This window comes from Sphingomonas sp. IW22 (assembly GCF_041321155.1).
Taxonomy (GTDB): domain Bacteria; phylum Pseudomonadota; class Alphaproteobacteria; order Sphingomonadales; family Sphingomonadaceae; genus Sphingomonas.
In genome coordinates, this window is the sequence record NZ_JBGGWB010000002.1 from 163,874 (window position 1) to 177,498 (window position 13,625).

General features: G+C 66.3%; 10 protein-coding genes. 6 read left to right on the plus strand and 4 right to left on the minus strand.

Going from position 1 to position 13,625, the window contains the following annotated elements; all coding sequences use genetic code 11:
• Positions 1 to 74: 74 nt before the first annotated feature.
• The gene (locus ACAX61_RS12355; protein ID WP_370715135.1) at positions 75 to 998 is read right to left on the minus strand and encodes a sulfotransferase domain-containing protein; all 924 of its coding nucleotides are present in this window, start codon (positions 996 to 998) and stop codon (positions 75 to 77) included.
• A gap of 26 nt (positions 999 to 1,024) precedes the next feature.
• Positions 1,025 to 1,747 (minus strand): hypothetical protein, encoded by a 723-nt coding sequence (locus ACAX61_RS12360; RefSeq protein WP_370715136.1) that lies wholly within the window; start codon positions 1,745 to 1,747, stop codon positions 1,025 to 1,027.
• A 147-nt stretch (positions 1,748 to 1,894) separates the two neighbouring features.
• Between ACAX61_RS12360 and ACAX61_RS12365 the strand changes: the two genes are divergently transcribed.
• Entirely contained in the window at positions 1,895 to 3,433 is a 1,539-nt protein-coding gene (locus tag ACAX61_RS12365; RefSeq protein WP_370715137.1) for a winged helix-turn-helix domain-containing protein, read from the plus strand.
• Positions 3,434 to 3,448: 15 nt separating this feature from the next.
• On the opposite strand, the gene ACAX61_RS12370 is transcribed toward ACAX61_RS12365, so the two are convergent.
• Positions 3,449 to 5,044, minus strand: coding sequence for an alkaline phosphatase D family protein (locus ACAX61_RS12370; protein ID WP_370715138.1), 1,596 nt, complete (start codon positions 5,042 to 5,044; stop codon positions 3,449 to 3,451).
• Between the two features lie 15 nt (positions 5,045 to 5,059).
• Positions 5,060 to 8,503, minus strand: a complete 3,444-nt coding sequence (locus ACAX61_RS12375) for a TonB-dependent receptor (protein ID WP_370715139.1) — start codon at positions 8,501 to 8,503, stop codon at positions 5,060 to 5,062.
• Between the two features lie 177 nt (positions 8,504 to 8,680).
• On the opposite strand from ACAX61_RS12375, the gene ACAX61_RS12380 reads away from it, so the two are divergent.
• From ACAX61_RS12380 to ACAX61_RS12400, 5 genes are all read left to right on the plus strand, one after another.
• Positions 8,681 to 9,925, plus strand: coding sequence for a putative 2OG-Fe(II) oxygenase (locus ACAX61_RS12380; RefSeq protein WP_370715140.1), 1,245 nt, complete (start codon positions 8,681 to 8,683; stop codon positions 9,923 to 9,925).
• 130 nt (positions 9,926 to 10,055) lie between these two features.
• Positions 10,056 to 11,792 carry a DEAD/DEAH box helicase gene (locus ACAX61_RS12385; RefSeq protein WP_370715141.1) on the plus strand — a complete coding sequence of 579 codons (1,737 nt, stop codon included), beginning with the start codon at positions 10,056 to 10,058 and terminating at the stop codon, positions 11,790 to 11,792.
• The gene (locus ACAX61_RS12390; RefSeq protein WP_370715142.1) at positions 11,789 to 12,259 is read left to right on the plus strand and encodes a YaiI/YqxD family protein; all 471 of its coding nucleotides are present in this window, start codon (positions 11,789 to 11,791) and stop codon (positions 12,257 to 12,259) included. The genes ACAX61_RS12385 and ACAX61_RS12390 overlap by 4 nt, the downstream gene beginning before the upstream one ends.
• A gap of 8 nt (positions 12,260 to 12,267) precedes the next feature.
• Complete coding sequence (locus ACAX61_RS12395) at positions 12,268 to 12,447, plus strand: hypothetical protein (RefSeq protein WP_325282647.1); 180 nt, start codon at positions 12,268 to 12,270, stop codon at positions 12,445 to 12,447.
• Positions 12,447 to 13,622 (plus strand): BaiN/RdsA family NAD(P)/FAD-dependent oxidoreductase, encoded by a 1,176-nt coding sequence (locus tag ACAX61_RS12400; protein ID WP_370715143.1) that lies wholly within the window; start codon positions 12,447 to 12,449, stop codon positions 13,620 to 13,622. The genes ACAX61_RS12395 and ACAX61_RS12400 overlap by 1 nt, the downstream gene beginning before the upstream one ends.
• The last annotated feature ends 3 nt before the right edge of the window (positions 13,623 to 13,625 follow it).

Here is a 13,625-nt window from a genome sequence, read left to right on the forward strand (position 1 = left end):
CGCCGCAGAACGTCGGAATTTTCAGCGTGTATCGGTGGAAGGTGGCGGTGCGGCCCGACCCCGGCCGCAATCCGTCATGCGCTACCGTCCGGTGCGCCCGCCGGAATTGTCCCTTCGGCCAGCCAGCGGGCGCATTCGGGGCCGAGTTCGTCGACGGCGCGCGCCTCGTAATCGGCGATGTCCTGTTCGTTCAGCACCTGTTGCCAGCGGCCGTTTTCGCCCTTGTTGATGAAGGTGTCAGCGCCGCCTTCCCAACAAATGCCGCCCAGCGGTGCCGCCTGTGCGGCGTTGCGCTTCATCCATGCAAAGCCGCAATGCTCGACCACCGCGTCCCAGCGGTCGGGTGCCAGTTCGATGTCAAGAAACGCGGCGATGCGGCGGATCTGTCCCGGCAGGTCGCGCTTCAGATCGGCATAATGCAGCATCATCACGTTCGGCGCGTCGCGAACCGCCCACCAGCTGCGCACATTGTCCCAGAACGGCCAGAAGGGCGCGCCGTCCTGTTCCAGCCAGGTGCGGAAATAACGGCGAATGTCGGGGTCGGCGGGCGGGATCGGCGGACCCACGCGCCCCGGCGTGTCGTTGATCAGTTCGAACCACAACGCGTTCGCGTTGATGTGGTGGTTGTGCAGGCTCCACACCACGTCGCGCCCGTCCCGCGCGCAATAAAGATACCGTACGCGCGGATCGAAGCGCAGCGCGTCCGCCGGGAGGTGCGACTTCAGGAAGCGGCGGTGGGTCTGCGCCTCGATCATCGCCAGCCGTTCCTGCCGGGTGGGAACGCGCAGGTCGATCCACGGGGACATGGCGCTGATATTCAGGCCCGGATCGCCGGCGTGGATCAGCTGGCCGACGATCTGCTGGGTCCAAGTCGTGCCCGATTTGCCATAGGTGGCGATCACAATGTCATCGTCGCGTAGTTGGATGTCGTCCCAGATGGTCGAATCGATGTGATGGTTCAGCAGCTCCCGCCGCCGGGTCGGGGTATCGATGATCATGTTGTGATTTCCCTTTGTGAAATGGGTCAGGCGCCGGTCGCCCAATGGGCGAAGCTCAGCCAAGCAGGCGTCCGCCAGAAAAAGATCGGGCCGATCGTGGTGATGAGGACTAGCAATCCGCCCCACAGGGTTGCCGGGTGAACCCGTCGCGTGCTGGCGATGTCCCACGCGGCCAAAGCGGCGGCATAGAGATTGGGCAGCACCAGCAGCGCCAGAAAGGGCGGGATCGCCGCAATCCGGCCAAAGGCGGCGGACAGCATCGCCGCCATGCCCAGCACCATCAGCCGCTTGTGCGCGCCCGCCCGTGTCCGAAACCGCAGCGCCAGCAGGAACAGCACGCCGAAGCCCAGCACACTGGCCAGCGGCATCGCCAGCCAGCTGAGCGCATCGACGACCGGCGGGCCCGAGCGTCGCGCCACCTGTGCCAGCGCGGTGACGATCCCCAGCGCGATCATCAGCAGCACCAGCGGAAGTCCGGCAACGCCCAGGCGGCGGTGCAAGTCGCGGCGGTCGCCGGCAATCAGGCCGACCTGCACCATGAACAACAGGATGAACGCGCTGAACACGATGCCGTGCAGGTGGATCAGCGGCGTCAGCCCATGCGGCCACGCGCCCGCCGGAGACAGCGGGCGCAGATAATAGCTCGGCGCAAAGCCGATCAGCACTGCAATCAGCATGCTTCCCGCCAGTGCAGAAAAGAATAGCCGCTCGCCATGAATCGGGAACGGGTGTCTGATGCTGACTTCCATGAACAATGTCCTTGGCGAGCGGCCGGGTGGGCGCAGCCGATGGCGCGGCAAAGGGCGCGGCGGGAAGGATGTCGAACCGATCTTCGCCTGATGAACCGCCGATCATTCGATGATATTGTCGTTTGAACAGGGGAGGGGCGGGTTCGGGTGGAACAGGACGATCCGATCGAGCTGGCGCATGTTGATCCGTTCAGCCTCGGCAGCCTGCGCGTGCAGCCGCCGTTGCGCCAGGCGATCACCGCCGATGGTCATGCGGAAACGATCGAGCCGCGCGTGCTGCAAGTGCTGATCGCGCTTGCCCGTGCAAAGGGCGCAGTGGTCACGCGCGACCAGCTGATCCTGCGTTGCTGGGATGGCCGGGTGGTGGGCGACGACGCGATAAACCGCGTGATCGGGCGCTTGCGCCGGCTGGCCAGTGAGCGGGCGTGCGACAGTTTCCGCATCGAGACGATTCCGAAAGTCGGTTACCGCCTGATCGAGGATGTGCCCGTTGCGGCGGCGGTCGATGCGTCGCCCCCGCCTTCTACCGACCGGCGGCGACTGATGCTGGCCGGTATCGGTGCAGCGTCGGTGCTGCTGTCGGGCGGTGCGGCATGGCTGTGGGCGCGCCACGGCGTCGATCGGGTCCCGCCGGAAATCGCGCCGCTGCTCGATCAGGCGACGGTCGCAATCCAGCAGGGCACGGCGGAGGGCGCTGATCAGGCGATCGGCCTGTTGCGACGCGCGGTCGCGGTCCGGCCCGATTATGGCGACGCATGGGGGATGCTGGCCATGACCTATGCCGTGGCGGCGCAAAGCCGGACCGAACCCGCGCGCGACGCGATGCGGGCGCGCGCTGCTCAGGCGATCGAGCAGGCCCGCACGCTGGACCCCGGCAATTGCCATGCGGCAGTCGCCACGGCGCTATTATTGCCGCAAACGGGGCATTGGGCAGAAATTGAGCGGATTCTGGAGGACGCCGCGCAGGGCAATCCCGACCGGCTCCCGTTGCTGCTGGCAAGGGCGATGCTGTGCGCCAGTGTCGGGCGGTGTCGAGAGGCCGCGATGCTGGCCGATCGCGCGGCACGGGTCGCGGCGCCCACCCCGGCGTTGGTCCAGACGCATGTCCAGCTGCTATGGGCGGCGGGGCGAAGCGAAGAGGCGGACCGCGCTATGGCGGACGCCTTTGCGCTTTACCCCACCCAGTTCGCGGTGTGGTTCGTGCGGTTCCACCTGTTGCTGTTTACTGGCCGCGCCAATGAGGCGCTGGCGCAGGCGCAGAATGTCGAGGGGCGGCCCATTGGCGTGCCGGAGGAGGATTTCGCCGCGCTGGCCGACGTCGCCGCGGTACTGGCCGCGCCCATGCCGGGGGCGATCGACGATCTGGTGGACCAGCTGTTCCGCCAGGCGCGGCAGGGCGCGGGCTATGCCGAAAACGCGATCCAATATGCCGCCGCGCTGGGCAGGCCGGATGCCGCGTTCGATATAGCCGATGCCTATTTCTTCGGACGCGGTTTCGTCGTGCAGGACCGCCGCTTTGCGCCCCAGCAGCGCAGCTATACGCGACAGGCTGACCGGCGGACCCGTTTCCTGTTCTTTCCATCGACCGCGACCATGCGTGCGCATCCCCGTTTCGGTTTGCTGACAAAGGAACTGGGGCTTGAGGATTATTGGCGCAAACGGGGTATCCGTCCCGATTTCCGATAATCGCTGGGAAAAGGATCAGCCCGGAAGTAGCTTTGCCTGCCCCGGTTCGACCACCAGCTTGATGCGCGACGTTGCCGGGCTGTTACGTTCGGACACCTTGTCCAGCACCACATAATCAGTGAGCCAGCGTTCGTGCGTCACGTCGCACATCAGGTAACCGCGCCGGGAATTGTGAAATTTCAGCTGCGGATTAGCGCCCTGAATGGCGATGGTCGCCGGGCGCTGATCCTCCCCGTCACCGCCCGAGGTGATCGAGGTGGCGACGAATTCGGTGGCGATGGCTTCGCGGCCGGGGCGCTTGCCGTCGATATGCAGTTCGCCGGCATAATTCTGATGCTCGTCACCCGTCAGCACGACGACATCGCGCACACCCATGTCGCGGATGCTACCGAGTAGCCGTTCGCGCGGCACGCGATAGCCCGCCCAGCTGTCCAGATTTTCGGTCGTGTCGGGGCCGGGATCGCGGTCCAAGTCCATCATCATGACCTGTTGCGCGAGCGTCTTCCACCGCGCGGTCGATCGGCGGAGATTGCCGACAATCCATTCATGCTGGCGTGTGCCCAGCACTTCGGCGTCGCGGCGGCTGATGTCGGCGCATCCCGCGCCCCAGCGGTCGCCGCATGGCTGGTCCGTGCGATATTGCCGCGTGTCGAGCAGGTTCAGGTCGAGCAGATCGCCGAACCGTGCCTGACGGTACAGCTGCATCGCCGGGCCGACCGGCAGCGACGACGCACGCAGCGGCATATGTTCGTAATAGGCCTGCATCGCCATCTGTCGCCGCAGCGCAAATATGGGCGCAGGCGTGCCGTCCTGATCGACGCTGTCGACCCAGTTATTGTCGATTTCGTGGTCGTCCCACGTAACGAACCACGGTGCGGCAGCGTGCGCGGCCTGAAGGTCGGGGTCCATCTTGTACTGAGCATATCGGCGCCGATAGTCGCCGATCGAATAGATTTCGCCGCCGAAATGCTGGCGCACCGCCTCTTGCGGGCCATCTGGTCCGTTGCGAAGCCGGTCACCCCGGCCTTCGTAGATATAGTCGCCATAGCAAAACACGAAGTCGGGCGACTGCGCCGCCAGATGGCGATGCGCGGTGAAATAGCCCTGTTCATAATGCTGGCACCCCGCCACCGCGAAGCGCAGCCGGTCCAGCCGCTGGCCTAGCGCCGGGGTGGTCATCGCCCGCCCGGTGCCACTGCGTTCGCGCCCCGCGACGAAGCGATACCAATAAGGGCGACCCGGCATCAGCCCGCCAACCTCGACATGCACGGCATGGCCCAGTTCGGGCCGCGCCACGGCGACGCCGCGTTGCGCCACCTTGGCGAAGCGCGCGTCCTCCGCCACTTCCCACGCCACTTCGACGGCGGCGGACGGCATGCCATATCCGATCGTCATCGGATCAGGGGCAAGCCGCGTCCAGATCACGAATCCGTCGGGTGCCGCCTCCCCGGAGGCGACACCCAGTTGGAACGGATAGGTCGCAAAGACCGGATCGGCGAGCGCTGGCCGTGCCAGCGGCAGGCTGAGCGCCGTGACTGCGCCCGCCCCGAAACAACGCAGCAGATGGCGCCGCGAAAGGTCCAGACGGTGCGAGCGCAGCCGATCGGTCATTGTCGGATACTCCCTTTAGAACTGATAGCTGAGGCCGACCTGGATGCGCCACAGCGAGGCCGAGGTGGTGACGTCATTGTCGTCGTTGGGGTTGAAGTTGGTGTAGACGTAGCGACCTTCGCGATCGACGCCGCCCTGAACCACCGGGATGCTGGTGCCGCGGCTGCGGCTGAGGTTCCAGCCGCTGTCGAGCAGGTTCAGGAAATTGTCGAAGTCGGCATAGACGCGCAGCTTGTCATTCACGCCCAGCAGACGGCCCGGCCCCGGCAGTTCCTGGCTGATGCGCAGGTCCATGTCGTAATACCAGTCGTTGCGGCACGTGTTGCGCGGAATGCTCTGCCCGCGATAGCGCGCAAGGCATTCGTTACCGCTGATATAGCTGTCCAGGCTCTGCGCGACCTGAGCCGCCGTCTGGGTCACCCGGCCGCCGACCACGGTATCGCGATAGTCGACATTGGCGTCGGTCAAGCCGGTCGGCACGTACAGCAGCTGCCCCGCGCCCGACTGTTCGTCGGTGAAGCGGACGAAGCTGCTTGCCGCCGTGTTCCCGAAGTTCAGCGTGGACGGCGAGTTGAAGGTGAAGCTGTAGGGCCGCCCTTCGGTAACGAAGAAAGCGATGCCGAACTGCGTCGCGTAATCGCCGACGAACTTCTCGCTGAAATCCAGGCCGAAGGTGATGTTGTGGCGTGTTTCGAACTCAGCCGTGGCGACCGCCACGTCCTGAAGGTCGAACAGCGCCGCCCCGTCGAAGTTGCCGGTGGCGGTGGTGCCGTTGTTGTACCGGTTGTTCTTGGCATTGTTGTACGCATAGCCGAGGTTGAACCGGACCGAACCGCCATCGGTGAACAGACCGCTCTGGAACGCCTTTTGCAGGATCACCGAAACGGTGTGGGCGTTATAGTCGCGACCGTTGGTCAGCTGGATTTCGTCGTCGCGGCTGGTGCCGAAACAGGCGGCGGTGACGTTGGCATATTGCGGCGGCGACCCGCCCTGGTTCAGCAGCTGTGCGTTACAGCCCGCCCGCGTGCTTTCGATCGAGCGATAAATGGGGCGGCCATCGACGCTGTAGCCGTTCAGGCCCAGTGCCGGGTTTACCACCTGTGCCAGGTCGACCAGGGTCACCGGGTTCTGGAACCGGCTGTAGATATAGTCGAGGTTCAGGCGCCAGTTGCTGAAGAAGCCGGTCGGCGTGCCAAAGGTCGTCGCGATGCCGAAATTGGCACGCAGCACGGTCGGAATGGTGAAGTCCGGGTCCACCGACTGGGTGTCCGCCAGACCGCCCGATGCCTGACCCGCGGCATCGTCGCGAATGCACTGCGGGATACCGGTGAACTGGCCGCCCTGAAGCACATTCAGGCGCGTGCCGACCGGGCCGCAGCTGGACCCGCTATTGCCGGTCGAACCAAAGCCCAGCGCGACGCCGTTGTTCTGGAACGCGTTCGAGAACCACACCGTCGGATCGCCGCCCGAAAACAGGCCGACGCCGCCCTTCAACTGGGTGCGCGACAGGAAGCCGTCATTCTGCAGGTCATAGGTGATGCCCAGACGCGGCATGACCAGCGGGTCGAACTTGCTGAACGCGATGGCGTTGGAATAGCCGTAGCGGTCGAAGAAATTGGGGTTGAGGGCCGGCGCGTCGCCGTCCAGCCAGTCGATACGCACACCCGCCTGCACGTCCAGGCGCGGCGTGATCTGCCAGTCGTCCTGCGCGTAGACCGTCCACATCGAACGCGTCCACACCGCCGCGGCATCGTTGATGTTGCCCGATGCGGTGAAATTGCCATAGGCGCCCGCGCCCTGGCCGTCGTTGATCTGCTGGGCATTGGGGTTGCTGCTGGTGCCGCCCGACAACAGACCCGCGCGCAGATCGTCGATATTGGCGAAGGTCAGCGTGCCGGTCGTGTTCTGACCGAACAGGTTGAACACGTGCAGGTTGTTCAGCTCACCGCCAAAGGTCAGGCGGTGATTGCCCTGCTTCCAGTTCGCGGCGACCTTGAACTGGGTGATCTCGGTCCGCAGGTCGTTCGATGTGCGCGAGAAGCCCGGACCGGCAAAGAAGCTGCCCTGTTCGTCGCCGTTCGACACACCGACGACGATGCGGGGGATCGGGTTGTCCGACTGCGCTTCACCGCCGCCGACCGGACCTTGCACGTCCTGCACCTCGGACCGCGACACGCGCACTTCGGTCGAGAAGCTGTCGGTCCAGTTCGAATAGAAGCGGGCCGAATAATAGTTCGAAACCGTGCCTTCGCTCTCGAAGCTGTTGATGCCGCTGGCGACCGTCTGGCCAAGGCCGTCGGGCTCGACATTTTCTTCCTCGAGCCGCTGATAGGACAGCTCGACGCGGTGACGGTCGTCCAGATACCAGTCGAGGCGCCCGAAGAAGCGCTGGCTGCTTTCGGCCAGGTCGCGACCCATGCCGCCGGTGTCAAGGCCGTAGACGTCCTTGATGACGCCAGCAATCTCGTTGAACTGTTCCTGGGTGATGAATTCCTGTTCGTTCGGATAACCCGCACCCTGCGGACCGAGCTGCTGCGTGTCGCCCAGTTCGGTCTGCTCATAACCGGCGAAGAAGAACAGGTGGTCGCGGACGATTGGCCCCGACAGCGTCGCACCCCACCGCTTTTCGGTGAAGGAGATGGAGGGGAAATCGTCGCCGTCGATCTTCTTCCCCAGCAGGCTGTCGCCGGTATAGGTGAAGAAGGCCGAGCCGTGGAAATCGTTCGAACCCGACTTGGTCACGACATTGACCGCGCAGCCGGTGAACTGGCTGTACTGAACGTCGAACGGCGCGAATTCGACGGAGGTTTCGCGAATGCTGTCGAACGGCAGCGGCAGCGCATTGCGCGCGGCAAAGGGGGTGCCGTTCAGGCCATAAACGTCGCTCTGTACGATGCCGTCGACCGAGAAGGTGTTCGACCGGTCATTGCCGCCCAGGCACGAAATGCGGTCGACTTCGTTCGCGCGGTCCAGCCGGACGCGCGGGTCGAAACGGATGATGTCGCGAATGTCGCGGGTGATCGACGGGAAATCCGCCAGATCCTCTGCCGTGAACGACTGGCCGGGGCCAATCGCAAGTTGAGTCGTGTTGGCGTTCGACGCCATCACGACGATCTCGCCCTCGCCCGCGACCAGATCGAATTCGAAGCTGGAATTGCCCTGCAGGTTGATGAAGGCATTTTCGATCGTCTGGCGCTCGTAACCCGGCGCATCGACGGCGATGGTATAGGGGCCGCCCGTGACCAGATTGTCGGTGCGGAACGCGCCCGCGTCGTTGGTGGTCAGTGTACGCACACTGCCCGTGCGGGTATCGGTGACCGTTACCTGCGCGCCCGAGACCATCGTGCCTTCGGGGCTGCGAACGGTCCCTTCGATACCCGACGTGATCTGCTGTGCGGAGACGACAGCAGGCATTGTGAGCGCGGCAATGGCCGCGCCCATCAGCATTTGGCGACGCATGATTTCCCCCATTGGATTATTTGGCGGGGTCGTTGCCCCGCAGCCCGGGGGCCAATTGGCTGCCGAAAATTGCGATTTAATGACGTGGTGCCGACAGTTCGATGAAACCGGTCCCCGCGTCGGGTGCCGCCGCGCCGCGATGGCGCGGCCCGTGTGACGCGGCTAAAGGCGGCGGCCATGTCCATCCTTGCTTCCGACATGCGTGAGGCAGCGCTTCTCGCCTATCGTCGCGGCGACGACGATGCCGGGGCGCTGCTGCGCGCGGCGCTGGCGAGCGATCCGCTCGACGGCGGGCTGCTGATTGCTGAGGCGACCGCCGCGCTTGAGGCGGGGCAGGGCGATGCGCTGGCGCGGCTGTCGCAGGTGCTGGAGCAGGCGCCCGAGTGGCGCGCCGGCCATTTGGCGCTGGCGCGGCTGCAATGGGAGAGGGGCGACCGCGCGCGCTTTGCCGCGTCGATCGAGGGGGCGCTGCGTCGCCTGCCGCGTCACGCCGGTTTGTGGATGTGTTACATGGACCTGCTGGCGGAGGCGGGTCTTTCGCTAGCGGCGGCGGACACTGCGGCGCAACTGCGCCGACAGGGGGACGTCCCGGCACTGCGCCTGATCGAGGCGCGCCATGCTGGCGCCGGGGGCGATCTTGACCGGGCCGAATCGCTGCTCGCCGACTTGCCCGCCGATCTGCCGGGTGCCGCAATCGCCCGGGCGCGGCAGCGGCTGCGTCGTGGCGATCCGGCCGCGGCGGAGCGCCTGTTGGCCGCCGAGCGTCGGGCGGCGTCGGCGGACACGGTCGTCTGGGCACTTAGCGAACTGGCCTGGCGGGCACTGGGCGATCCGCGCCACCATGACCTGATTGCGACCGACACCGACATTGCCGCGCTGGAGATCGAGGCGTCGGACGAGGACTGGACCACGCTTGCGGAGGTGCTGCGCGCGGTTCATCGGCGGCGATGGATGCCGATGGGTCAGAGCATTCGAGGCGGCAGCCAGACGCGCGGTTCGCTGACCGACCGGCCGGAACCGGTCCTTGCCGCGGTGCTGGCGCAGGTCGAGGCGGCCGGCCGGATGTTGTCGCAGCGGGTGCGCGCACGCGGGCAGTCGCCTGTGCCGCCGCCATCAGCGCGAATCGGCATTGTCGCCAGCTGGTCGGTCCGTTTGAGCGCGGGGGGGCATCATGTCGCCCATATTCACCCCGGCGGCACTTTCAGCTCGGCGCTGCATATCGTCGTGCCCGATGCACCGCCGGGGGAGGGGGCGCTCGAACTGGGACGCCCGCCCGCCGAGTTCGAGGCGCTGGGACTCGGCCCGCTATGCCTGTTCCCGGCGGCGGCGCGGCGGCTGTTCCTGTTTCCCAGTTGGCTTTATCACGGCACCCGCCCGTTTGGCGCTGGGGAGAGAATGACGATGGCGTTCGATCTGGCCTGAGCGGCAATAAGTTGCGTGGTTGTCGATCGGCGGCGGGCACTCTGAAACGGCGTATGATCGGCCCGCGCCGTCGCTTTTGCACCGCGTGGCCTTGCGTGCGGGGCGTTGCGGGCGCATGTGAGGGGCTTGCATGAACAATGATCTGATCCCGCCGCTTCTTTCGGAAGCGCTCGCCGCGCGCGGATATGCCGCGCTTACCCCTGTCCAGAACGCCGTCCTTGCCGAAGAGGCCGGGGGACGTGATCTGGTCGTTTCGGCCCAGACCGGCTCTGGCAAGACCGTTGCCTTTGGCCTCGGCATGGCCGCGCAGCTGTTCGCCGATGACACGCTGCCGCCGCCGGGCAAGCCGCTGGCCCTTATCGTCGCGCCGACGCGCGAACTTGCGTTGCAGGTCAGCCGCGAGCTTGGCTGGCTGTACGCCAATGCCCGTGCGCGCATCGCCACCTGTGTCGGCGGCATGGACGCTTCGAAGGAGCGCCGTCAGCTGTCCTACGGCGCGCATATCGTCGTCGGCACGCCGGGCCGGTTGCGCGACCATCTGGAACGCGGCGCGCTCGAACTGAGCGAACTGCGCGTCGCGGTGCTGGATGAAGCGGACGAAATGCTCGACATGGGCTTTCGCGAGGATCTGGAACACATCCTCGACGCGACACCCGATGGCCGCCGCACGCTGTTGTTCTCGGCCACCATGCCGCGCCCGATCGAGGCGCTGGCCAAACGGTATCAGACCGACGCGCTGCGTATTTCGACCGTCGGGCAGGACCGCGGGCATGGCGACATCGCCTATCAGGCGGTCACCGTGTCGCCGTCCGACATCGAGCATGTCGCCATCAACCTGCTGCGCCTTCACGAGGCGGAGACGGCGATCCTGTTCTGCGCCACGCGCGACAATGTCCGTCACCTGCACGCCAGCCTGATCGAACGCGGGTTTCAGGCCGTGGCGCTGTCGGGGGAGCATAGCCAGAACGAGCGCAACGCCGCGCTTCAGGCGCTGCGCGACAAGCGTGCACGGGTTTGCGTCGCGACCGACGTGGCGGCGCGCGGTATCGACCTGCCCAGCCTGAGCCTGGTCGTCCATGTCGAGCTGCCGCGCGATGCGGAGACGTTGCAGCACCGTTCGGGTCGGACGGGTCGCGCGGGCAAAAAGGGGACGGCCGTGCTGATCGTTCCCTATCCGCGCCGTCGTCGGATGGAAGCGCTGCTGCGCGGCGCGCGCATCAACGCCGAATGGGTGGAAGCGCCGACGCCGGAAGACATCCGCGCCCGCGACCGCGAACGCATGCTGGAAGCGCTGCTGGCCCCGGTCGAGGTCGATGAGGAAGATCGCGAACTGGCCGCTCGCCTGCTGGCCGAACGCAGTCCCGAGGATATCGCCGCCGCGCTGGTCCGCGCACACCGCGCGGCGCTGCCCGTGCCCGAAGAACTGATCGAAGGGACGCCGGAGGCACGCCGCGCGGCTCAGGCCGAACGCCATCGGCCCGGTTTTGAGGACACGGTCTGGTTCCGCATGAATGTGGGCCGCCGCCAGAACGCCGATCCGCGCTGGATCCTGCCGCTGATCTGTCGTCGCGGTCATGTGACCAAGGCCGAGATCGGCGCGATCCGCATCGCGGCGGGCGAAACCTGGTTTCAGGTGCCCAGCGCCATCGCCGCCAAGTTTGCCGCCGCCGTCCAGCGCACCGCCGATCCCAATGGGGATGACGAAAGCGGCGTGCGGATCGAACAGGCCGAAGGCGCGCCCGAACCCGGCACGCGCGGTGATCATGGCGGCCCGCGCCGCAATGGCCCCAATGCCGGGCCGCCGCGCCGTGGCAATCACCCGCCGCGCGCGGGCAAGCCGCATCGCAAGGGGCCGCGCCCCCGGTGAGCGGGGGGGCGCGCATCCTGGTCGATGCCGACGCCTGCCCGGTCAAGGATGAGATCTACACCGTCGCCTGGCGCCATTCGGTGCCGGTGACGGTGGTCAGCAACGCATTCCTGCGCGTTCCGGCCCATCCGCTGATCGAACGGGTGACGGTCAGCGACGGGTTCGACGCCGCCGATGACTGGATCGCGGAGCGGACCGATGATCGTTCGGTGGTGATTACCGCCGACATCCTGCTGGCCGACCGCTGTCTGAAGGCGGGGGGCATGGTGCTCTCCCCCACGGGCAAGCCGTTTACGACCAGCTCGATCGGCGGCGCCATCGCGACGCGTGCGATCATGGCCGATCTGCGCGCAGGTGGCGCGCAACTGGGCGGGCCGGCGCCATTTTCAAAGGCGGATCGTTCACGTTTCCTGCAAGCGCTCGACACCGCATTGGTGCGGCTCGCGCGGATGCCGGCAAAAGGATAAGGGGTGTCATGGCCGAACGCTTTGAACGACACCGCCAGCCGTGGCGGCAGGACGAAATCCAGAAGCTGCACACGCTTGCAAAAAAGGGCATGGCCCTGAAAGCCATCGCCAAGGCGCTGACCCGCAGCGAGGAATCGGTGAAGGATCGCGCCAAGGAAGACGGGCTGTCGATTGCCAAGCTGCGCTGATGCGTGGCGACTATGATGCGATCGTGCTGGGGGCCGGTGCCGCCGGGCTGATGTGCGCCGCCGTCGCGGGTCAGCGCGGTCGCCATGTGCTGGTGATCGATCATGCCGATACGCCGGGCAAGAAGATCCTGATTTCCGGCGGCGGGCGCTGCAACTTCACCAACACCGGCACCGCGCCCGACCGTTTCCTGTCCGCCAACCCGCATTTCGCAAGGTCAGCGCTGGCGCGCTATCAGCCGGCCGATTTTATCGCGATGGTCGACCGGCACGGCATCGCGTGGCACGAAAAGACGTTGGGGCAGCTGTTCTGCGACGGCTCTGCGCGACAGATTGTCGAGATGCTGATGGGCGAATGCGCGGTCGGCGGGGTCGAGGTGGCGCTGGGGCACGGTGCCAGCGATCTGACGCACGCCGATGGCCGGTTCAGCGTGAGCGTGAACGGACGCACTGTCACCGCGCCGTCGCTGGTGATCGCGACCGGCGGGCCGTCGATCCCGAAAATGGGCGCGACCGGCATCGCCTATGACATTGCCCGCCGCTTCGGATTGAAGGTGGTGGAGCCGCGCCCCGCGCTGGTGCCGCTGACGCTGGGCGGAGACGAGGTGCTGTTCCGTTCCCTGTCAGGCGTCTCGGCGGACGTGATCGCGACAGCAGGCAAGGCGTCGTTCCGGGAAGCCGCGCTGTTCACGCATCGCGGGCTTTCGGGTCCGGCAATCCTTCAGGCTTCGTCCTATTGGCGGCATGGTCAGCCCGTGACTATCGACTTTTTGCCCACGCAAGGCGAAGGCTGGCTGAAGACTGCCAAGCGCGAAGCGCCGCGCCTGCGCGTCCCCCGGTTGCTGGCGCGGACGCTCCCTGAACGGCTGGCCGATGTGCTGGCGGAGCGGCTGGGACTGACGGCGGAGTTGATCAACCTGTCCGATGCAAAGTTGGCTGCGGCCGAACGCGCGCTGTCTGCATGGGCGTTCAACCCCAACGGGACCGAGGGCTATGCCAAGGCCGAAGTGACTGCGGGCGGCGTCAGCACCGCCGAGCTTTCGTCCCAGACGCTGGCCGCGCGCAAGTTGCCTGGCCTGTACTTCATTGGCGAGGCGGTCGATGTGACCGGTTGGCTTGGTGGCTATAATTTCCAATGGGCCTGGGCCAGCGGTTGGGCCGCGGCACAGGCGCTGTAACCG